This is a genomic window from Sphingobacterium sp. UBA1498, from assembly GCF_002325125.1.
Classification (GTDB): domain Bacteria; phylum Bacteroidota; class Bacteroidia; order Sphingobacteriales; family Sphingobacteriaceae; genus Sphingobacterium.
This window is the reverse complement of record NZ_DCRG01000026.1, coordinates 53,747-76,738: the sequence shown is the minus strand read 5'-3', so window position 1 is coordinate 76,738 and position 22,992 is coordinate 53,747. Positions and strand designations below refer to the sequence as shown.

Sequence of the window (22,992 nt, the reverse complement as noted above, 5' to 3'; positions counted from 1 at the left end):
TGATCGTGTTGCTCTTGTTTAAGCAAATTATAACCAAAAAAATGAGATTAAAGCTTATCTTTACTCCAAAGTAATTTAAACAGCTATAAAATTTATGAATTCAATATTAAGTGCAATACATTGGAATATTGACCCTGAAATGTTCAACTTCGGCGCCTTTGCCCTGCGTTATTATGCATTGTGCTGGCTATTGGCATTTTTTGTCTCATACGTCATTATGTTGCGTATTTTCAAAAAAGAAGGCCGTACACAGGAGCAACTAGATCAACTATCAATTTATATTTTTCTGGGCACTTTAATCGGAGCACGATTGGGGCACTGCCTGTTTTACGATTTTGAGTATTATAAAGATCATATCCTGGAGATTTTCCTACCATTCAAGTGGGATAATACAGGATTTCATATCACAGGCTTTGCAGGCCTAGCTTCCCATGGTGGGGCCATGGGGATTCTTGTCGCGCTTTATTTATTTTGCAGAAAAACGAAAACCGATTTTCTGTGGCTGGCAGACCGACTCGTTGTCGTTGTCCCTATTGCCGGAGCACTTATCCGTATTGGGAATTTCTTTAATTCCGAAATTATTGGAACCCCCAGCGACCTTCCTTGGGCTATTGTCTTCGAACGTGTAGACAATATACCCCGTCATCCCGGACAGCTTTATGAAGCTATCGCTTATATTTTGATCTTTATCATCATCGGTTCCCTATTCAAGTCAAATCCCAACCGTCAGAGAGGTCAGCTATTCGGCATTTTTATGGTCTTATTGTTCGGCGCGCGTATGGTGCTGGAACATTTTAAAATCGACCAGGAAGCGTTCGAGCAAAGCATGGCTCTAAACATGGGTCAGTTATTAAGTATACCTTTTATATTAGTCGGATTATACTTTATCTTCCGGAAAACGAAAGCATAAAAATAAACCGAGTGCCAGCGCAGTGTCTGGCACTTCGTTTACCCATTTATACACTTTTAAAACTTCTCAAAGATGAAGCGACAAAAAAAACGTAAAATAGTATTAAAAACGGTTATCGCTCTCTTTATCCTTATTGCCCTGGGGCTGTGGGGCTACAACAGCTATCCGGAACCTGCACTAAGTAACAACGCTAAAGTCGACAAGCTTGTCGTCTACAAATCGAAAAGGTCGCTATTAGCGTATAGTGACGGAAGGCTGTTAAAAACTTACCGGATTTCACTGGGTAGGCAACCTATCGGTGCCAAACAGTTTGAAGGCGATTTAAAAACACCTGAGGGTCTATATACGATCAACGATAAAAATCAGTATAGCGACTACCACAAAAACCTTGGGGTCTCCTATCCCAATCAAGCAGATATCGCCCAGGCCAAAGCCCTAGGAAAGGTAGCCGGCGGCGACATTAAGATCCACGGGCTTAGAAATGGTATGGGTTTTATCGGCAAGTTGCAGCGGCACATGGACTGGACTTTAGGTTGTATGGCGCTAACTAACTCGGAGATTGATGAACTTTTTAAAGCAGTTCCAATTGGCACTCCCATTGAAATCAAACCGTAACGCTTTAAAAAATAATACAAGATAATCTCCAAATCTTACAACCCCATATCCAATAAATTATCGATTTTTGGGTTTACATTGGTAACTTGTATTTAAAATAATTTACATATGAAACTTGCGATAAAGAATATGGTGTGCAATCGGTGCATTATGGTCGTTGAAAATGAATTGGCCAAGCTCAATCTCCATATCAAACATATTTCCTTGGGTCAGGTTGAAATCGATGAAGAACTAACCAAAGCGGAGACCAAGCAACTTGCTGCCACCTTTTCCAGCCTTGGCTTTGAACTCATTGACGATAAAAGAACGGTCATCATTGAGCAGGTCAAACATCTTATTTTGGACCTTATCCGCAACCAGCATAATGATACTAACCTCAATCTTTCCGAAATTATCAGCAAGGAAGTACATCACGACTACAACTACATCTCCAATCTTTTTTCAGAAGTGGAAGGCATGACCATCGAAAAGTATTTCATTGGCCAAAAAATTGAATATGTCAAAGAGTTATTGGTTTATGACGAACTCACCCTGAGTGAAATTGCTTATAAACTCAATTACTCCAGTGTTGCTTATTTAAGTAATCAATTTAAAAAGGTTACTGGACTTACACCGAGTCACTTTAAACAGATCAAAGAGAATAAACGCAAACCTCTTGATAAGATTAATGATTAAAGAACTGCAATTCACGCTCGAGAGCAGCGCGGATTTTTGGGCAGTGTGGAGCTTCTTCAGGCAGTGTGGAGCTTCTTCAGGCAGTGTAGAGTTCAAAAAAGAAAAGGCCTCCGAGCGGAAGCCTTTCTTTTAAAATTGCCCTTTCAAATTAGCAACCCTTATCTTAAATGTCTCTAATTCTTTTTGTTGTTGATTGATAAAGGAGTTCTCCTCCAGCTTTCCTACCACAATATCTCGTTCTTCATCATTGGCATACACCATGTTTTTGAATGGATTTTTGTAGTCTTTAGCGCGCGATTTGTAAATCTGTTCACCAATCCAGATTCGGTGTCCGAGTGCCTGATCCAACAAAGATACAATTTTATCTGCTGATAAAGCCATCCCTTCTAAATTTAGAATCTCCATTAAAGACAAGAGCGCATGTTCACGTTTATCCAAGGCATAAGCTTTACTCTTATCATGATAGAACTCGTGGACTTCATCCCAAGAATCTATTTTTTTAGATTTAATATCATTCAGAAAAGTTTGCAACGCGTTGCTTTCGATCAGCTGCCCACCTATATTTTGCCAGCTTGTACGCGTCTTATCCGCTAAGGATTCTATGATATCCTGCAGCGAAAGACCGTCCTCGAGTGCATCCATCAAATGCAACACACCGTAGTATTTGATAAACGAGCGATACAAATGATACGCCTCACCTACTTTCTGAATCACGGTAGGTCTTCGGGAATTCTCTGCTCCTTGGAGCACAATGGTCTGGTTCTTAAGATCCATATTGTTGGCGAGCAGTGCCCGGCCGGCAATAATACGCTCCTGCACTTCCTTACCTGCTGCGGTATGAAGACTATCTGCAACGGCCAAAGCCAACAGATCCATTCCTTCAAACATTTCATTCACCGTATCCGGTGCCAACATATCGTATTCAAAATATTGGTTTTTGAAATGTCGGTTATCCCTGGCTTCATATTTATTGGCATTACGCACCAGCGCGTACATATTGTACATAAACCAATAGCCCGGAATCAATACCAGCTGATCATGCTGCACATCATTGCTTACCAACGTAAAAGGCAATCTAATGTCCAATTCGTGCAGAAAATCTCCTTTGACAATAAGACAATACGATGCAAATCTGGAGTTGTGTTTTAAACTGACACAGAGTCCCGGCCAAAAACCACGTCCCGCGATAATTTCACCGTCCGCTGCTCTAGAGTTGTGATTGGATCCTACCGTAGCTCCCGCAGCCATATTACTTTGGCCCATCACGAGCGCCGCACATAGAAAAGAATTGTTATGGTGCTGCTCATGTGCCGGGAAGATCAAAGAATTTAATACTTCGCAACAGGAAATAGTGGAGTTGTCGCCCAGATACGAGTTGATCAGACGGGCACCGTACTTCAACTGCGAATAAGAAGCCAAGATAAAACGTACGGCTTTAACACCGTAAAATATGCGGCAGCCGTAGCCTATGATACCATTGACAAGCTCACAGCCTTCGCCAATCTGGGTATAAGATTCCTGCGAGGAATTGACCGTCACATTTTTCAGTTTGCTGACCCCTTTGATATATACATCAGTTCCGATCTTTACATTTTTGATCGTGAAGGTATTTTTGATGACACAACGGTCGCCGATCTGACTGTAAAAGCCACGTTGACTGCCAAATTTCTGATCAGTCAATTCCCCAAATCGGCGTTGCAGCACATGATCCTGTCGATTACGGGTCCAGAGGTATACGTCTGCAGACTGCATGCCATCAAAAGGATAGACCGAGCGTGCACCATTTTCATTGCAGAGCTCCAGCTGTATCCGTTTTTCGGGCGCTTCGCCATCGCGGAGGATACCATTGCCAAATTTCGCTGTACTGCCTGTTTCCATTTCCTTAATCTGGCTTAACAGCACCTCATTACCAACAATAAAGTAAGACAGAAAACCCACGTGATGGACAGCAACATCGTCGCCAAAATCCGAACTTACAATCGTGGAATGATACAGGCCAATAGGCAATTTCAAATTGCGATAGTCCAGGTAACTTGGGCTCAGATTTCCGATACGGACCAGACCATAGAATTTACAATGTTGGATCTGATTTGGATCAAAGACCGCCGATACTTTAACTTTGGACCAGTCGCTGGACCAGTTGCCGTTTTTGATTAACTGCTGAATCTCTTCATCCGTCAGATCCCGAAAGTCATTCCGCGGATTTTGTTGAAAACGCAGGGTATATTCGTCTTGTCCTGCTGGAATAAATTCAGCTGGGATAAATCCATATCCCAGCTGCTCCAAAGGTTTTTTCTTCAATATACTCATCAGCCTCCTTACTCTACAGTTACGGACTTAGCCAAGTTACGTGGTTTATCCACATCCAATCCTAGCTCTACGCCAATATAATACGATAGGAGTTGCAGTGGCACAACAGAAATCAATGGTGCAATGATTTCATCGGCTTCTGGTATTTCCATAAAATCATCCGATAAGCTTTCAGAAACAGTATCGCCTTGGGTGACAACCGAGATGATTTTGCCTTTACGCGCTTTGATCTCTTGGATATTCGATACAATCTTTTCGTGATAAGCATCTTTAGTGGCGATAAATACAACAGGTAAGTTTTCATCTACCAATGCGATAGGACCATGTTTCATTTCCGCTGCCGGGTAACCTTCGGCATGGATGTATGAAATTTCCTTCAACTTCAGGGCACCTTCGAGGGCAACCGGAAAGTTATATCCCCTGCCTAAGAATAGGAAGTCGCGGGCATCTTTATACTTTTTGGCAATCTGTTTGATTTTCTCCACCTGCGTATCTAAGATCCATTCCACTTTCTTCGGAACTTCATTCAATTCCCGAGCAAGTGCCTGGTAACGTTCGTCGCTGATTGAACCCTTTAATGAAGCGACTTTTAAAGCAATTAGGTTCAGTACTGTCAGTTGTGCTGTAAACGCTTTGGTACTTGCTACGCCGATTTCAGGACCTGCATGTGTATAGGCACCAGCATCCGAAAGACGGGCAATAGAAGATCCCACCACATTGACAACGCCTAAAATAATAGCACCTTGTTTTTTAGCATTTTCCAAAGCGACTAACGTATCCGCAGTCTCACCACTTTGAGAGATGGCCAAAATTACATCTCCAGGATGGATAACGGGATTACGATAGCGGAATTCCGAGGCATATTCGACCTCCACATTAATTCGGCACAGTTCCTCAATAATATACTCTGCGATAAGTCCGGCGTGCCAGCTTGTTCCACAAGCGACAATCACAATGCGGTTGGTATTACTGATTTCGTTTGCAAACTTCTCGATACCGCTCAGCGTAATCTGATGCGACTGCAGGTCTAGCCGACCACGCATGGAGTCGAAAATAGTATCGGGTTGTTCGAATATTTCCTTTAGCATAAAGTGGTCGTAACCGCCTTTTTCGATTGCTGACAACTCAAGATCTAATTTTTGAACGTAAGGTGTGATGCGTTCATTACCTAGATTTTTCAAGATCAGTTCGTCCGGCGTAATGATCGCCAATTCGTAATCGTTGATGTATACCACCTCTTTGGTGTAGGCTAGCATCGGCGAAGCATCTGAACCCAAAAAATGCTCATTTTTACCGATACCAATAACTAAAGGACTTCCTTTACGCGCTGCAATAATACGATCCGGATGACCTGCCTCCAATACGAGGATCACATAAGCTCCTACTACCCGTTTCAAGGCAATACGAATAGCTTCCTCTAGCGAGCATTCGTTCTGAGATTGAATCTCTTCAATAAAATTGACGAGCACCTCTGTATCCGTATCGCTCTTAAACGTATACCCTTTGTTGATCAATTCCGACTTCAAAGAAGCGTAGTTTTCGATAATCCCGTTATGGATCATGGCTATACGTCCACTATTAGAATAATGGGGGTGTGCATTTCTGTCCGAAGGCTCACCGTGTGTTGCCCAACGTGTATGGCCTATCGCTGTAGTTGATTGGAGATCCTGACCGAACACAAACTCTTCTAAGTTTGCGACTTTACCTGTCTTTTTGTAAACATCGATCTGATCACCTTTATGCAATGCCACTCCAGCACTGTCATATCCACGGTATTCTAACTTTTTCAATCCGTCAATGACGATACCGTACGCCTGACGATAACCTGTGTATCCTACAATTCCACACATGCTTGTCTCAATTTTAAGTGTATATTTTGTTAATGCGACGCAATGTAATAAAAAATATTTATGCAATCGATTGATTAACCTAAAATTAATACAAAAAAGGCGGTTAACACATATTAACCGCCTTTTTTGGATATTACATTTACTTATTTTTTAATGTTCTGCCACGTCCACATGGTCGTAATCTTCCTTCATCAAGGCTTCATAGTCAGTCTTTTCTTTCTTTCCAAAACGACGTTGAAGACTGTCAAAAATAGAGTATACCACGGGCACGACAACCAAAGTCAAAAACAGAGAGGACAACAGCCCGCCGATGATAACAATAGCGAGCCCCCTGTTCATATCTGCTCCATCTCCAGTAGCGATCGCAATAGGGATCATACCGAAAACCATCGCAATTGTAGTCATCAGGATCGGGCGAAGACGCGCGTGGTTGGCAGCGACCAAAGCGTCGTGTGTATTATCGCCGGCTTCCTTACGGTGGTTTGCAAAATCGACCAGCATGATCGCATTTTTAGCAACTAGACCAATCAACATGATAATACCCAAAATGGTAAAGATGTTCAAAGTCTGATTTCCTAATGCCAGGAACAACAATGCACCAATAAACGACAATGGAATCGAAAATAACACGACAAACGGTGTGATAAAACTGTCGTACAATGCGACCATAACGAGGTATACTAAGATGATAGATGCTAACAAAGCGATTCCCAATGTACCGAAACCTTCACTTTGGTTTTCCATATTACCACCCCATACAAATACAATTCCGGGTTTACGTGGCAATTTCTCAAACTGCGCCTGCCACTCCTGAGCGACAGTACCCATCGGTCTACCGATGGCCTGCCCCTGAATAGATACGGCTGGCGATTTGTCGCGTCGTTCTAGCAAAGTAGGTCCCGAGCCATAAGTCACTTCAGCAAATTGATCCAATGAAATGGAAGCGCCTTGATTGTTGATAAATTTAAGGGCACGCACGTTGTCGATCGTTGCACGACCACTTTCGTTATAGCGTATATTGATGTCATACTCGTTATCCCCCGCTCTATATTTATTATCCGTATTACCGGAGAATGCTGTCTGCATGGTCATACCTACGGTAGATACGTTCAATCCCAACGAAGTCATTTTATCGCGGTCTATCTTCACATTGATCTCCGGATTACCGGCTTCGGAAGTCAACTTAACCCCTGCAGATCCAGGAATTTTCCGCAATAGATCTGCTGCTTTCTCAGCAAATTCCTGCGCATCTTCGACCGAGGCACCAATGATGGTCAATTTCAATGGCGCTTGTTCCGCTCCCATGATACCCACGTTTACCGTTTTGATCTTGGCACCGATCAGCTTATTTTCCAGTTCGCGTTTTAATGTTGCTGAATACACCTGCGAGTTGCCTTCAAAATTTTCCTTGTCGAGAATCACATGGATCTCCGATTTATAACGTGAGCCTGTTGTCGACGCCATTCCGTCTGAAGACTGACCTACTGTGGTAATGATTTCCTTGACATCTGGCTTCGCCGTGATATAAGCCTCGGCTTTCTGCGTTAACAAGTTTGTCTTTTCCAAAGAAGCATCTTTATCGAGTTCCAGCTGGATAAAAAATTCTTTCCGGTCTACACTCGGAAAGAAATCCGAACCGATATAACCTTTAACCACGAGTGCAAATGATGCAATAAGTAAACCGATTGCCAAACCTAAGGTGGCTAATTTGGTTTTGACATTCTTCAATGACCAGGTTAACAGACCGGCAACCCAATGTGTAAAGCTGTTCAGACCACTTTCAAAACCATGGATAACACGACCAAACAGCGACTTCTTGCTCAGATGCTCCAATTTACCGAAGCGTGAATACAACCAAGGTACGACCGTAAAGGATACCAATAAGGACAATAGCGTCGAGATGATGACAGTCACACAGAACTGGGCAAGGATATTGGCCACCAATCCCGTTGACATGGCGATTGGAAGGAACACGACGACAATGACCAAGGTGATTGCCGTTACCGTAAATCCAATTTCAGACGCCCCATCATACGCTGCGCGTACTTTATTTTTTCCCATCTCCATATGGCGGTGAATGTTTTCGATCACCACGATCGCATCATCCACCAAGATACCTACCACCAATGACAGTCCCAGTAAGGACATGAGGTTTAAGGTATACCCCATCAGTAGCAAACCGATAAAAGTTGCAATCAAGGAGAGCGGGATCGCCACCATGGTAATGGCAGCATTACGCAAACTTTGCAGGAAGAAAAGCATGATAAAACCCACCAAAGCAATGGCGATCATCAAATCGTGGATAACGTTATCAGCCGCATTTAAGGTAAAATCAGAAGAGTCATTAGCCACCAGAATTTTAATATTCTGTGCCGCATAATCTTTCTCTACCCCACTAATCACTTTTCCATCTTTATCATGTACAGCGATAACTTTCTTTACGGCCTCAGACACTGCCACGGCATTCGCATCAGACTGTTTAAATACCTGTAGCAATATCGTATTTTGGCGGTCCAAACGTGCCACCTTTTCAATCTCTTTGATACCATCCTGCACATCGGCGATATCGCGCAGATAGATCTGCACGCCTGCAGGTGTAGTGATAGGCAGATTGCGCAACTCTTCGATAGAGGTTACTTTACCTGCAAGACGAATCGTTGTACGGTTGTCGCGGGTACTGACGTTACCTGTAGGAAAATCCAGGTTGGACGATGCAATAGTCTGTTGCACCTGAGAAATTGTCAGTCCATAACCTTCGATTTTTTTCGGATCTACGGAAATCTGTATTTCGCGTTCCTCCCCACCGATCATGTCAACCTTGGCTACCCCATTGATCCGTGCAAAAACCGGTTGGATCTTATTGTCCAATAAGTCGTAAAGCTCTTTCTCTGACAGGTTGGATGTGACGGCCAGACTCATGATTGCTACATCATCAAACGAGAATTTGGAGAGCGAAGGCGTCTTCACATCGTCCGGCAAATCGTTGACGACAGCGTTGATTTTTCGCTGGGCGTCTGTAAGGAGGAAGTTGACATCTGCACCGTTATTCAGGGTAACCATCACAATAGAAACTCCTTCGAGCGAGGTCGATTCCACCTTTTTAATACTTTCCAACGAAGAAATCGCATCTTCTATTTTCTTGGTGACCGAACTTTCCACTTCCGCAGGCGATGCCCCCGGATAGATTGTTTGTACCGTGATTACGTTGATTTCAAACTTAGGGACCAGTTCGTAGCCCAATTGCGTATAAGAAAACAACCCACCCAATGTCAGTATTATAAATAATACGATAATGATACTGGGGCGTTTTATCGATATTTCGGTAATTTTCATTAGAATATTTTATTTTAAATAGCCGTGCAAAGACAGCGTTTCATCAGCTATTGATTACAGTATCCTCTATTTAATAATCTCTACAGGGCTTTGGTCAAATAAATTGATCTGACCCGATACAATCACCTGATCACCATCTTGCAAACCACCTAAAATCTCGATGTAATCACCAAAGTTTCTACCCGATTTCACCGTTGTTTCAATTGCTTTACCATTTTTGAGCACAAAAATCTTATTGTCACTCACACTACCTACAAAAGCATTGCGCGGCACGATCAAGGTATTGGTGGCAACACCCTCACCAAAGATTGCTGTACCGTACATACCTGCACGCAATTTATTTGATGCATTGTTGACCTCTATCTCTACTGGAAAATTTAAGCTACCGTCCGATTTGGGGGCAATAAACGTTATCTTTCCTGTAAAGCGCTGATCTGCATACACACTTGCACTCACGTCAACAGACTGACCGATCTTTAACGTCGCAACGTTCTTTTCGTCGACGTTAACGCGCAATTTCAAGGTGGCTACATTGACAATATCAAAGGCTGGAGCGCCAATATTCAGGTAGGTACCCGGTTCAATCTTACGTGCATTGACGATTCCCGATACTGACGTTTTGATGGTCACGTCGCCGGCATTCAATTTAGATGCTTTTAAATTATTCTTGGCATTTTCGAACTGCAATTTCACCTGATCCAACTGCTGTTTGGTTACACCTCCGGTCGAGTAAGCGCTTTCAAAGCGTTGAAGATCAGCCTGCGCATTGGTAAATGCAGCTTGCGCATTGGCTACGTTTACATTCAGTTTATCGCCTTCAATGATCGCCAAGGTCTGCCCGGCGCTCACACGGGAACCTTCATCCACCAATACTCTCACAACTCTGCCGGCAGTTTGAGCCGAAACGGTTACTTCCTGTTTGGGCGAGAATGTGCCATTTGCGGTATAGCGTAAATCCATGGAAGACACTTTCGCTGTATCGATACGTACAGCGATTGCTGCATTCTTTTTGGCAACCTCCGCTGTTTCGGCTTCATTTTTCTTTTTATTTTTATTTAACACAAAAAATATTCCTGCTAGACCAGCAGCAATAATAAGTAGGGTAATAATTCCGCGTTTCATATTGTATTAGTCAATTATTCGTTAATCAATGATTTAAGTTTTCCATTCGCTTTGATCAGCTGCACCTCTGCAATTTTATAATCCAGCAAAGAAGTATTTAAATTATTTTGCGCATCTGCATACGCATTTTCAGCATCCAGCAGATCAGTCAATGTCGCTAGGCCATTTTTATAATTGTTGTTGGTATCATCCAATACTGATTTTGCCAGATCCACATTTTTACGGTTCGATTCGATTGTCAATAATGAGTTTTTGATCTGTACCCGTGAATTCTCAGCTGCCATATTCAATGCCAGCTTGGTGTCGGCAATATCGATCTGCAATTTATCGATATCAATCTGCGCCTGACGCACTTTGGAGCGTGTAAGGAAACCGTTAAAAATAGGAACGGTAAGGTTCAGTCCGATACCAGAAAAGCCAGACCAATTTACGCCCTGTGCCTTAGAAAATATCGGGAATACAGGTCCCAATCCCTGTCTTCCATAATTCGCTGTAAGAGAAAGCGTCGGATAATATTTGGAGATCTCTGCCTTTTTATTTAGTTCAAGCAATTCATTCTGTTTTGAAAGCACCTGGATTTCTGTCCTATTCGACACATCAAGCGGATCATATATCGCATCCAGTGCTACGGTTTCAAATGTTGAAGTCGGCATGGTAATCTGCTCGGACATGGACATGCCGATAACAAATTTCAATGCATTTTCTTTCAGTTCCACCGCATTAATAAGTTGTTGCCTAGAAGCTTTCAGGTTTGTCACGGCAACATTGGTACGATCCAGGTCAATTTTTTTCGCCAATCCGTTTTTAACCAACCCTTCAATAACATCCCGTGTTTTGGTGGTACTTTCCAGGTTATTGTCCACGGTTTTTAACTGCAGTTTGGACTGGTAAACATCATAATAACTATTAGCCACTTTCTCGATCAGTTGCTCATCCGTCAAGGTCTTATTGATCACATAAAATTCGCGAGTCGTTTTTGCAGCTTTCAGTCCCGTAAATACCGTCTGGTTAAACAGCTGTTGGTTTAAACTGATGGTATTGGTAGATTGCCATTTTTGTCCAAAAGCGGCCATCACAGTTGTTCCCGGCTGACCGACAATTTCCCCCGGTAAAGCAACTTTTTGGATCATTGGATTGTAGGTAATTCCACCGTTAAAATTCACCTGCGGCAATGCTCCCGATTTAACTTCCGCAATTTTGTGCTCAGCATTTGCAATATCAAGACCTGCCTTTTTTGCATCAGCCTTATTTTGCAACGCAAATTTAATGGCGTCACTTAAGGTTAACTGTTGTTGTGCATGACTTTGGAAAACCATCGTACCTAATAAAAGGCTGGCTAGTATTCTGATTGTTTTCATTCCTAATTTGTTTATCCTAATTTTATATCTACTTTTTACCTATACCATTAAAAAAAAGCTTGGTAGCCAACTTTTGCTTTTGTAATACTTCATCAAAACGGTCCTGGTTTGGTATGCCCGAAATGATATCCGAAATATTGCACATCAGCGAGAGACTCTTCATCAATTCCACATAGATTTCAGCGGTCTTATAGAGTTCCTCACCGTCGATTTCCCCCTTTTCGGCACCTACCTGCAAAATCTCAAATAACGCTTTTACATCGCGGTCATGCAGGCACTGAAAAAAATCCTGCATAGAAAGCCCCTTTATCCATTCCAGATTTTCGTTCATGTGCAACATATAATATTTCCGTACAAATGCATCACGCAGCTCCAAAATCTTAATGATCAGTTCGTACGTAGTACCTTCATGTGCATCGGCCATCTTTTCTTCCTCTTCCCTATATTCATCTGTTAAACGCACAATCACATCGCGTATCAGTGCATTCTTCTCTGAATAATAGTAATACAAATTCGCTTTAGTAATTTTTATATCCTCCGCAATTTCATTCATCGTAGTCTTACTAAAACCGTAATGCATAAAGCGCCGTATCGCCGCCTCGATGATTTGATCTTTTCTATCTTCCATTCTTCAAAAAACTCCTTTCAACTTTCTGACTTTTATCAGAAATTGTTCAAAAATATAAAAAGTAACATGCCGTACAAAATAAATTTTGAAATTGTAATAATTTTGATATTGAGCTGACAACAAAAAAGGCAAACTTTATAAGTTTGCCTTTATTAGGATAAATCGTGCAATCAAAACGCGACCGTGTTCTGAAAATGTTTTAGAAACTTACGTTTGTCCAATTTATAGAGCCTTGCTGCGCGATACGCCACACCGGTCTGTACCTCGTCGAGTTCTTTTAGAAACCCATAGTTTTGCATTTTCTTTCTAAAATTGCGTTTATCGAGTTGTTTATTCAATATTCCCTCATAGACCAGCTGTAATTGGGTAAGGGTAAATTTTTCGGGAAGCAATTCAAAAGCGATAGGCTTATAAGCGAGGCGACGCTGCAATCTTTCCAGACAGAGATCCAAAATCTGCTTGTGGTCAAAGGCCAGTTCGGGTACATTACGAACAGGAAACCATTTGGCCTGTTTCATGTAATTTGTAACAGGCTTCGTTTTCAGTTTGGTACTGTCCAATTGAATGAGAGCATAATAAGCCACTGTTAAAATTCTTCCCTTTGGATGCCTTTTTAAACCAGCAAAGGAATGGAGCTGATCCATAAAGACATCTTTCAAACCTGTATTTTCATACAAAATCCGCTTTACGGCATCTTCCATCTCTTCATCGTTATCCACGAAAAAGCCTGGCAATGCCCACCAATCCTTAAAAGGATATTCATTTCTTTCGGCCAGAAGAACTTTTAATTCTCCTTCGTGAAAGCCTAATATGACACAGTCTACGGTAAAATTACTATACAAAACTTCTAAATCTATTTATGTGCAATATACTGAGCTAAATTTAGCGGTTACTAATCATCGGGTTATCTGTAACAATTATACGCTTCCTAAACGTGATGCGCAAAAAAATATTGAAAAATTTATTCAAAGTGTAGAATATACACTATAAAAATCTTATATTCGTATCACCTAAAATATTGCGTGTGATAAAAGAAATTAAAAAAATAGGCGTTTTAACATCTGGAGGTGATGCTCCTGGCATGAATGCCTGTATACGTGCTGTAGTTCGTACAGCATTACATAAGGGATTAGAAGTTACTGGTATTTACCAAGGTTATCAAGGCCTCATCGATGCCAATTTTATAGAAATGGATACGCGTTCGGTCAGTAATATCATCCAACGTGGCGGTACAATATTGAAAACGGCGCGTTGCATGGAGTTCAAAACGCCAGAGGGCCGTCAAAAAGGCTACGATAATCTAAAAGCTGCTGGTGTTGACGCTTTGGTGGTAATCGGCGGTGATGGATCCTTTACCGGTGCAAACTTTTTTTCCAAAGAATTCGACATTCCCGTAGTAGGGATACCGGGAACGATAGACAACGATTTGTATGGTTCGGATTATACCATTGGGTATGATACGGCCAATAATACCGTTATCGAAGCAATTGATAAAATCAGAGATACGGCAGCTTCGCATGAGCGTCTTTTCTTTGTGGAGGTAATGGGTAGAGACTCGGGTTGTATCGCTTTAAATGCCGGTATTGCAGGCGGAGCCGAGGCCATTTTACTTCCTGAAAAAGAAACGGCTATTGACGATCTGATCCGCCACCTGGAAGATGGGGCTATTAAGAAGAAATCATCCTCTATCGTTATTGTTGCTGAGGGCGACCAAAACGGTGGAGCATATTATGTAGCGAAAAAAGTAAAAGAAAAGTTTGATCATTACGACACGAAAGTTAGTATATTAGGGCATTTGCAACGAGGTGGTTCTCCAACGAGTTTCGACCGCGTGCTTGCTAGTCGATTGGGCTTTGCTGCTGTCAATGAATTATTGGCAGGAAATACACGAATAACTGTAGGTCTGCGTGGCAATGAAATCCAAACAACTCCAATTGAAGAAGCAATCAGCAATAAGGAAATCAAACTTAGCCCTGATTTATTGGAAATGGCTGAGATTTTATAATCATAAATTGAACAGACATGATAGCAGTAGTATATAGTGGATCGCGATTTTCGGACTGGAGATTGGCCGATAAAGGCCGTATAACCACTGGTTTTCGCATGAACGGGATCAATCCCTATCTTCAAGATGAGCGTTCCATACTACAGCACCTGCACAAGAACACCAATCTGATCAACAACGCCGAGAAAATAAAGCGGATTTATTTTTTTGGTGCGGGGTCATCGTCCAAGGAGCGCAAAGATAAAATAAAGAATGTCTTGGAACGTTTTTTTGTCAACGCTCGTGTGCGGGTAGACCATGATGTAATCGCTTCGGCGATTTCTACGTTTGGCGACGAAAGAGGCATCATTGGGATTATAGGAAGTGGATCGAATGCAGCTTATTATACAGGGAAAAAAATCATTGATAATAACTATGGTCTAGGCTACATCCTAGCCGATGAGGGAGCGACAAATTGGAATAGCCAGCAGCTGCTCAAACATTATATGACAGAATCTCTCCCTATTGATCTTCGGGACAAATTGGAAAGACAATTTAATATTGATAAGAAAATGATTTTGGAACGGGTTTATTTTGCACCTCAACCGACAAATTTTCTGAATTCCTTTACCGATTTTGTACTTGACAACAAAGATCATTTATTCATCAATCAGCTGGTTAAAAACGGGCTTCGTACGTTTATTAAAACTTACATCAAGCCGCTAATGAAAGAATATCCCGACAGTGACGTAAACTTTACCGGTTCGGTTGCGTTCAATTATGAGAACCTCCTCCGGGAAGTTGCCACAGAAGAATTTAATATCAGTATTGGAACTGTAGTCAAGGAACCAATACACAATTTAATTAAATATTATATCAATAAAAATTAAGAATATGAAAATTGGAATTAACGGATTTGGCCGTATTGGTCGTTTAGCATTCAGAGCAGCAATCAATCGTCCAGAAATTGAAATTGTTGGTATCAATGACTTAGTTGAACCAGACTATATGGCTTATATGTTGAAATATGATTCAACACATGGCAAATTTGACGGTTCTGTAGAAGTAAAAGACGGTAATTTGGTTGTTAACGGAAAAACTATTCGCGTTACAGCTGAGAAAGATCCAGCAAACTTGAAATGGGATGAAGTAGGTGCTGAAGTGATCATCGAATCTACAGGCTTCTTCTTGACACAAGAGTTGGCTCAAAAACATATCGATGCAGGTGCTAAGAAAGTGGTAATGTCTGCTCCAGCAAAAGACGATACCCCTACTTTCGTAATGGGTGTAAACCACAAAGAATTGAAAGCTGATCAAAATATCGTTTCGAACGCTTCATGTACAACAAACTGTTTAGCGCCTATCGCTAAAGTATTGAATGATAAATTTGGTATCGTTGAAGGTTTGATGACTACAGTTCACGCCGTAACTGCAACACAAAAAACAGTGGATGGTCCTTCAGTAAAAGACTGGAGAGGTGGCCGTGGTGCATACCAAAACATCATCCCTTCATCTACAGGTGCTGCTAAAGCAGTAGGTTTGGTTCTTCCTGAATTGAAAGGTAAATTGACAGGTATGTCATTGCGCGTTCCTACAGCAGACGTTTCAGTTGTTGACTTGACAGTACGTTTAAACAAAGGTGCTTCCTACGAAGACATCAAGGCAGCGATGAAAGAAGCTTCTGAAGGTGAATTGAAAGGTATCTTGGGTTATACTGAAGACGAAGTTGTTTCTTCAGATTTCTTAGGTGATGCACGTACATCAATCTTCGATGCGAAAGCTGGAATTTCATTGAATGACAACTTCGTTAAAGTGGTATCTTGGTACGATAACGAGTGGGGTTATTCAAACAAAATTGTTGATTTGGTCTTAGAAGTTGGCAAATTGTCGTAATCAACAGCATCAACAAACTATACAGGGGCTATTCCATACGGATAGCCCCTTATTTTTTTTTTACTTAAAAATCAGCAGGTTGGCGTTTAAACGTAAAAAAAAGCGCTTTTCGCTTTCGTAATTCAAATAATCCGTCTATATTTGCATCATCAATAAGGCAAACAGCTCACGTTGAAAAGGTGCCATAGCTCAGTTGGTAGAGCAAAGGACTGAAAATCCTTGTGTCGCTGGTTCGAATCCAGCTGGCACCACCGAAAAGGAAGAACGCAAGGTTCTGACCGATTGAAAGAATAATAATTCCAATGCGAAAATAGCTCAGCTGGTAGAGCACAACCTTGCCAAGGTTGGGGTCGCGAGTTCGAATCTCGTTTTTCGCTCACCTGCCTAGGTGGTGGAACTGGTAGACACGCAGGACTTAAAATCCTGTTCCCGTTAAGGGAGTGCGGGTTCGATTCCCGCCCTAGGTACAAAAAAAGCTCATCATACGATGAGCTTTTTTTGTTTATACTCCATAGACTGTTTCTCCGCACCATCCAACACGTCAAGCCTACCCATTGTCCCTTCGATCCAGTAGTCTATTGAGACGATTCGCTGTATACGACCTTATTTTCACCTATTACGCCTGTGCGCTATCATCACTATTACGGTCTACCGACAATAAAAAGAGAAGTTTATCGATTGCTGGCCTGTGCCATTCTTCCGGCAGATCACCGCTGAGATAAGCCAGTTGTTCATCTAAGATGAGCTGGCATCCATCCATTGTAATGCGTGCATATTCGTTTTGGCCTTCCTCCCGACCTACTTCAAAATCAAAATACTTTTCTATTCCTTCGTCGTTGGTCACAGGAATCCCGGTAAATGTAGTTCTCTCTTCCATGGTATTAGTTTTTAATTTTCATATACATTGTCATATCCTTATTGCTGTTGCCAGCCTTCTGACCTCTGCCTGCATTTCCCGATCGCTGAGCTCAAGTTATTCGCTGCTTTAAGCAACCTCCTAACATTCTTTCTGTGCGATCTGATTCCGCTTGCTTATGTCTTTTGTGTATAGAACAAGCGCATGCCCATACAGTTTGATGCTTTTACTATTTTTAACCTATAGCTAGACAGCAGTGAACGGAGCCGCTATGACATCCTTCCGTAAAAACGGAAAAATGTATTAAAAATACGTCCTGCAATCGCCGATTATTTTTTATTTTTGTACATCTTCCAGCAATATCTAATTTAGTCGGGAACAACCATTATGCAGTTTAATTTCGCCTTTGATTCCAGTCCGTTCAAAACCCTGATCGCTTTTCACAAGATTATACCCGCCTTTGAAAAAGCCGCCTTATCGCCGATCGATTTTCAGGCCGCTTACGCGCGCGCGTTACTGGACGAAATCAAGAAATATCCCCAACTGATCGAAGGTGTGGAGAAAGCTGACGATCTGTTGCGCTACGAGCCTATCATCAGGGTGCTGCTGGCAGACCTGTTCCCGAGTTCACTAACACACAATGAGATCAAGGCCGTTACGATTCCCTTTCATCTCTACACGTTCAATCACACCGCAAGGCTCGAAAAAATCTTAAACGATGCTGGCGATCACTATGAATTCAGTCTTCGCGACATCTCTGCCGACACCTATTATATTCTCAATTGCTGCGTCATCATCAGCCAGTATTATGGCTTTAAGGTAGATGCTATGGATGCGCCCCAATTTTTGGATATTCCAGATAAAAATAATATTATCCATCATTACCGCGTATTGTTCAATGCCGATTTTATGGATATTATCCCCACTGAACGCGCCGTGCATCTTTCAGAAGAAGATATTGTTGAATTGATCGACAATTTTTCGGATATTGCCTTATGGAAATCCAAATTCCCCGAACGGAGCTGGATCTTAAAAGGCTTTGCCATAATGACCCTTTTTGATGCCACCATTGAAAATGCGGTATCGAGCTTCAAGAGTAATCTACTCCGCGAGAAAAGCGCAATCCAGCTGGCAGAAATTGAAAATATTTTTAGGTCTATCTACAAAATTAGCGATCTGCGCATCGGTCTCACCTCCTTTGAAAAGGTCCGAAACGAATACAACTTACGGATTGTCGAAAAACAGCTTTACAGCCATTTGCTCTACGATTCCACGATCACCGAGTGTGAAGAGATGCTCTGCAGCGACACTCTCGAGAGCCTGCTGACAAAAGATGAATATCTTGTCGTGCCCGATATCGACAAGATGCCCATCACTGATCCGAAACAGGCCTATTTTATCAATAAGCTGAAGCAACAGCAGGTCAAGAGCTTTATTTTTGTGCCCCTTATCGAAGGCGGCAAAGTTTTGGGTCTGCTGGAGATGTCATCGTCGCGGGTACGCGAACTCAATTCTGTCAATGCCAACAAGCTCAACTTTATTCTGCCTTTTATTAAAGATAAAGTGTCCAAAGCATTTTCCGAGACAGAAAATCAGATCGAGGCAGTGATCCAAAAGGAATACACCTCCATCCACCCGAGTGTCAAATGGCGGTTTCAGGAAGAAGCTGTCCACTTTCTGAACGACCGCGCTTTCGGGAAAGACTATGCCCTGCAGGAGATTGTCTTCGATCATGTGTATCCGCTTTACGGACAGATCGACGTACAGGGGTCATCCGAATCGCGCAACCAGGCGATACGGCAGGACCTGTCCAACCAAAACAGTGATTTGATCGCCCTATTCAGGGCCATCAATCAGACACAAAAATTACCCCTGTTTGAGCAGAAGATTTTCGATCTGGAAAGAAACCTGGCGGCACTTCAGCATGCGCTGCTGACCGATACCGAACAGCAGATGCTCGATTATTTTAATGCTGACATCCATCCTATCCTGGAAAACTTCCGAAAAAACGCTCGAGATACCAACATTGTCGACGCAATCGACCGTTATTTTGAACGTATCAACCTAGCAATCGGTGGTTTTTATGAGGCGCGTCGCGATTATGACAGTTCCATCACCCTCATCAATAAAAAGCTCGTGGCCGTGTTGGACGAAAAACAGGTCGAAGCCCAAGAATATTTCCCCCATTATTACGAACGCTACAAAACGGATGGTATCGAACACAATATGTATATCGGTGCATCCATTGCGCCCGACCGCAACTTTGAGCTGTATTACCTGCGCAACTTACGCTTATGGCAGCTGCAGGTCATGTGCGCAATGGAACACGAATTTAAGTTGCTGCAGCCCTCACTGCCGCATCAACTGGAGGTGACCTCGCTAGTGCTTGTCTTTGCAACACCTATTTCCATCCGTTTCCGGATGGACGAAAAACAGTTTGATATCGACGGTTCCTACAATGTACGGTATGAAATTGCCAAGAAACGCATCGACAAAGCAAAGATTAAAGGAAAATCGGAGCGCATTACCCAAAAAGGAAAACTGGTCATAGTCTATTCCACCATTCACGAAGAAACCGAATACCTGGGCTATATAAAACTGCTTCAGCACAAAGGCCTGCTCGAGGCTGATATCGAACAGTTTGAGGTGGAAGACCTACAGGGGCTGATCGGTTTGAAAGCCATACGCGTAGGTTTCACATTTCAGGAGGTTGAGGTATTAAACCCTGTTCATTAATGAGCCAGCACAGCTAACTGACGACTCCGAACAGCTTTATTATACAAAAATTAATTTTATTGCATCGGCGTAGTATATCTGCCAAGATTGGGTTATCTTTACGTAAAGATAATCCGGTCATATGACAGAAGATGTATTCAGCGAAGCGGCTACACCACGTAGGGAAATTGAAAGGATTGCCGCACTGAAGCGTTACGAAATTATGGATAGCCCTTCCGAAAAAATTTTTGATGGCCTGTTGGAAATTGCGGCCCAGGTTTTCCAGACGCCGGTACTGCTGCTATCCTTTATTGACGCAGAACGTATCTTTGTTAAGTCAGCCATCGGCATCGATCCTATACAGATTAGCCGTACGGATAGCCTGCTATCGCACATCATCCAGCAAGGCGAAGTGCTGGTCAGACCAGAGGCTAATTTTGACGAGGTACATGGACTGCGCTTCTATGCTGCTGCCCCATTGATCACTTCCGATGGATTTCATATCGGTACATTCAGTATTGCTGATTATCAATGTCGCGAATTTAGTGCCGCCGAAGAGCGCATGCTGGCGTCCTTTGCCCGTACTGCAATGGATCAGGTCGCTTTACGTTATGCAGCCATTGAAAACGTCCAAGAAGTGGCTTCCACCAATATCAACCTAGGCAATATGCAGCAGCGGCTGCTCGACCTCAACAGCGAGCTGGAGGCTACAAACGAGCAGCTCACGCTCACCAACAGCAAGCTGTATAAATCCTATGACATCACGCTATTGCTCAATAAGAATCTGAAAAAGAGCGAGCAGCGTTTAAAATCATTTATTACCAAGGCTCCGATTGCTTTCGCCATTTTAACAGGCCGCGAATTGACGATTGAAGTGGCCAATGATATGGTGCTCAAAATCTGGGGCAAAACCACCGCTGTCATCGGGCATCCGCTGGCCACTGCATTGCCAGAGCTGCAAGATCAGCCTTATCTCGATATTCTTGATAACGTGTTTACCAGTGGGGAAACCTATATTGGTGATACCGCGCCTGTCATGCTTGAATATGACGGCGTACTATCTCAACAGTATTTTGACTTTATCTATGAACCCTTAAGTGGCGAGGATGGAAAAACGGAATCAATCATTGTAATTGCCAATAGGGTGACCGATCGTATCCTTCAGAAAGAAAATCTTGAAGCACTCAACCAGCAATTGGAAATCGCATTGAAAGCGGGAGAATTGGGAACCTACCACCTCGATATTCAAAACTGGAAAAACAATGCATCAGCCACCTGCAAAAGCCATTTCGGTCTTCCCCCAACAGGAGACTTTCAATTTAAAGACTTTATACAAGCCATTGTGCCCGAGCATCGTGAGGCGGTAGAGCAAAAAGTTCAGGAAGCTATTGCTAAGAATATAATCTATCAGGCCGAATATCTTACGTGTTGGCCCGACGGCTCACTACATTGGATCAACTCTTCGGGACTAACCCGTTATGATGCCAAAGGGAAACCCTTGGACCTCATCGGCGTCACCGTAGATGTCACCAAACGCAAAAATTACGAAGCCCAGAAAGAGGATTTTCTCAGTATCGCCAGCCATGAGCTCAAAACTCCCATTACCAGTTTACGGGGCACAATACAGATGCTGGAGATGCTCAAGGATAAATCGGCAGATGTTACCATCAGCAAACTGATTGACATGTCGGGCGTCAGTGTCAAAAAAATAACAGCACTGGTCGATGATCTGCTCAATATGCACCGCATCAGTTTGGGGCAATTAAAACTGAATAAAACACCTATTTCAGCGGCTAAATTGATCCGCTCCTGCTTCCAGGATATCAATATTATCGGCAAGCATCAGCTCAATTTGATCGGCGATCTTGACGCTGTGATCAATGCCGATGAGCAGCGTATCGAACAAGTCGTTTCCAACCTCATCAATAATGCGATCAAATATGCGCCCGAATCCTATAAAATTGATGTGCGGATCGAAAAGAAAGCCGACGATGTGAAAATCCACGTTCGGGATTATGGCGAAGGTATTGCCCCCGAACTGCAGCATCAAATTTTCGAACGCTATTACCGCGTCTATCCGGACGGAAAGAAATACTCTGGTCTTGGGCTAGGGCTGTATATTTCTGCTGAAATCGTGCGTCGGCATGGCGGTGAAATCGGAGTGGATAGCACACCGGGCGAAGGTAGTAATTTTTGGTTTACCATACCCTATGCTTTTTAATTCTGCCACTATACTGCATCGTTTTTCATGTCGGCAAATCGACCACAGCACTTTCATTACATGCTGATCAAGCTGTCGAGCGACATGTCATTTTTGTACATTTCTCAAGCTGATAGTATAGCTCATTTAAGTCCAAAGGTTTTGGTAAAAAGCTATCCGCACCCCATGCCTTTGCCGACTCACTATCCGCCAGATTGGCAGACATCATGATCACCGGAATAGTTTTGAAGGTTTTAGAAAAAAGACTTTGCAAGATTAGATTACCGTCAAACTGCCAATGCATTTCTGCGCTCATAAGCACGATATCGGGATGAATGCTTTCAACTGCACCTATCAGCTTTTTTGATTGGGAAATGGTATACACCTCATACTTATCCGTTAAAACCAATGAAAGAGCCTCCAATACCATTGAGCTCTCATCGCAAACCACTATTTTTCTTTTCATCTTTTTCCATCTTTAAATGAACAGAAAAAAGCAAGTTATTTTTCCGATCATTTAAATCAGAACTTGCATTCAACAAC

At 42.5% G+C, this 22,992-nt stretch carries 17 protein-coding genes and 3 tRNA genes; 11 read left to right on the top strand and 9 right to left on the bottom strand.

Annotation, left to right across the window (positions count from 1 at the left end):
• Positions 1–94 precede the first annotated feature (94 nt).
• The 3 genes from lgt (at position 95) to B3139_RS15435 (ending at position 2,200) form a co-directional block, all read left to right on the top strand.
• Positions 95–910, top strand: coding sequence for a prolipoprotein diacylglyceryl transferase (gene lgt, locus B3139_RS15445; protein ID WP_293884492.1), 816 nt, complete (start codon positions 95–97; stop codon positions 908–910).
• 72 nt (positions 911–982) lie between these two features.
• The gene (locus tag B3139_RS15440; RefSeq protein ID WP_293884491.1) at positions 983–1,525 is read left to right on the top strand and encodes a L,D-transpeptidase family protein; all 543 of its coding nucleotides are present in this window, start codon (positions 983–985) and stop codon (positions 1,523–1,525) included.
• Between the two features lie 108 nt (positions 1,526–1,633).
• Positions 1,634–2,200, top strand: a complete 567-nt coding sequence (locus B3139_RS15435; protein ID WP_293884490.1) for a helix-turn-helix domain-containing protein — start codon at positions 1,634–1,636, stop codon at positions 2,198–2,200.
• A 129-nt stretch (positions 2,201–2,329) separates the two neighbouring features.
• Here B3139_RS15435 and B3139_RS15430 read toward each other — a convergent pair whose 3' ends face one another.
• The 7 genes from B3139_RS15430 to B3139_RS15400 all read right to left on the bottom strand — a co-directional run bounded on the left by B3139_RS15430 (position 2,330) and on the right by B3139_RS15400 (position 13,643).
• Positions 2,330–4,510 carry a DUF4954 family protein gene (locus B3139_RS15430; protein ID WP_293884489.1) on the bottom strand — a complete coding sequence of 727 codons (2,181 nt, stop codon included), beginning with the start codon at positions 4,508–4,510 and terminating at the stop codon, positions 2,330–2,332.
• A gap of 8 nt (positions 4,511–4,518) precedes the next feature.
• Complete coding sequence (gene glmS, locus B3139_RS15425) at positions 4,519–6,360, bottom strand: glutamine--fructose-6-phosphate transaminase (isomerizing) (RefSeq protein ID WP_293884488.1); 1,842 nt, start codon at positions 6,358–6,360, stop codon at positions 4,519–4,521.
• Positions 6,361–6,510: 150 nt separating this feature from the next.
• Positions 6,511–9,693, bottom strand: a complete 3,183-nt coding sequence (locus B3139_RS15420; RefSeq protein ID WP_293884487.1) for an efflux RND transporter permease subunit — start codon at positions 9,691–9,693, stop codon at positions 6,511–6,513.
• A gap of 66 nt (positions 9,694–9,759) precedes the next feature.
• The gene (locus tag B3139_RS15415; RefSeq protein ID WP_209581101.1) at positions 9,760–10,815 is read right to left on the bottom strand and encodes an efflux RND transporter periplasmic adaptor subunit; all 1,056 of its coding nucleotides are present in this window, start codon (positions 10,813–10,815) and stop codon (positions 9,760–9,762) included.
• Positions 10,816–10,829: 14 nt separating this feature from the next.
• The gene (locus tag B3139_RS15410; protein WP_293884486.1) at positions 10,830–12,173 is read right to left on the bottom strand and encodes a TolC family protein; all 1,344 of its coding nucleotides are present in this window, start codon (positions 12,171–12,173) and stop codon (positions 10,830–10,832) included.
• A gap of 28 nt (positions 12,174–12,201) precedes the next feature.
• On the bottom strand, positions 12,202–12,801 hold the full coding sequence (locus tag B3139_RS15405) for a TetR/AcrR family transcriptional regulator (RefSeq protein ID WP_293884485.1): 600 nt from the start codon (positions 12,799–12,801) through the stop codon (positions 12,202–12,204).
• A 170-nt stretch (positions 12,802–12,971) separates the two neighbouring features.
• A complete protein-coding gene (locus tag B3139_RS15400; protein ID WP_209581110.1) occupies positions 12,972–13,643 on the bottom strand; it encodes an NUDIX hydrolase in 672 nt (223 codons plus the stop codon).
• A gap of 185 nt (positions 13,644–13,828) precedes the next feature.
• On the opposite strand from B3139_RS15400, the gene pfkA reads away from it, so the two are divergent.
• From pfkA to B3139_RS15370, 6 genes are all read left to right on the top strand, one after another.
• Positions 13,829–14,806, top strand: a complete 978-nt coding sequence (gene pfkA, locus B3139_RS15395; RefSeq protein ID WP_409050308.1) for a 6-phosphofructokinase — start codon at positions 13,829–13,831, stop codon at positions 14,804–14,806.
• Positions 14,807–14,823: 17 nt separating this feature from the next.
• The gene (locus tag B3139_RS15390; RefSeq protein WP_209581123.1) at positions 14,824–15,675 is read left to right on the top strand and encodes a hypothetical protein; all 852 of its coding nucleotides are present in this window, start codon (positions 14,824–14,826) and stop codon (positions 15,673–15,675) included.
• A gap of 4 nt (positions 15,676–15,679) precedes the next feature.
• Entirely contained in the window at positions 15,680–16,678 is a 999-nt protein-coding gene (gene gap / locus B3139_RS15385) for a type I glyceraldehyde-3-phosphate dehydrogenase (RefSeq protein ID WP_209581127.1), read from the top strand.
• A 178-nt stretch (positions 16,679–16,856) separates the two neighbouring features.
• Positions 16,857–16,929, top strand: a tRNA-Phe gene (locus B3139_RS15380).
• A 53-nt stretch (positions 16,930–16,982) separates the two neighbouring features.
• Positions 16,983–17,055 (top strand) — tRNA-Gly (locus B3139_RS15375).
• Between the two features lie 5 nt (positions 17,056–17,060).
• Positions 17,061–17,145 (top strand) — tRNA-Leu (locus B3139_RS15370).
• A gap of 149 nt (positions 17,146–17,294) precedes the next feature.
• On the opposite strand, the gene B3139_RS15365 is transcribed toward B3139_RS15370, so the two are convergent.
• Positions 17,295–17,555, bottom strand: coding sequence for a hypothetical protein (locus B3139_RS15365; RefSeq protein WP_293884484.1), 261 nt, complete (start codon positions 17,553–17,555; stop codon positions 17,295–17,297).
• Between the two features lie 366 nt (positions 17,556–17,921).
• Here B3139_RS15365 and B3139_RS15360 point away from each other — a divergent pair, with 366 nt between their 5' ends.
• Both B3139_RS15360 and B3139_RS15355 read left to right on the top strand, forming a co-directional pair.
• Positions 17,922–20,270 (top strand): GAF domain-containing protein, encoded by a 2,349-nt coding sequence (locus B3139_RS15360; RefSeq protein WP_293884483.1) that lies wholly within the window; start codon positions 17,922–17,924, stop codon positions 20,268–20,270.
• 121 nt (positions 20,271–20,391) lie between these two features.
• Positions 20,392–22,470: an ATP-binding protein gene (locus B3139_RS15355; protein ID WP_293884482.1), complete on the top strand. Its 2,079-nt coding sequence runs from the start codon at positions 20,392–20,394 to the stop codon at positions 22,468–22,470.
• A 67-nt stretch (positions 22,471–22,537) separates the two neighbouring features.
• On the opposite strand, the gene B3139_RS15350 is transcribed toward B3139_RS15355, so the two are convergent.
• On the bottom strand, positions 22,538–22,915 hold the full coding sequence (locus tag B3139_RS15350) for a response regulator (RefSeq protein ID WP_293884481.1): 378 nt from the start codon (positions 22,913–22,915) through the stop codon (positions 22,538–22,540).
• Between the last annotated feature and the right edge of the window lie 77 nt (positions 22,916–22,992).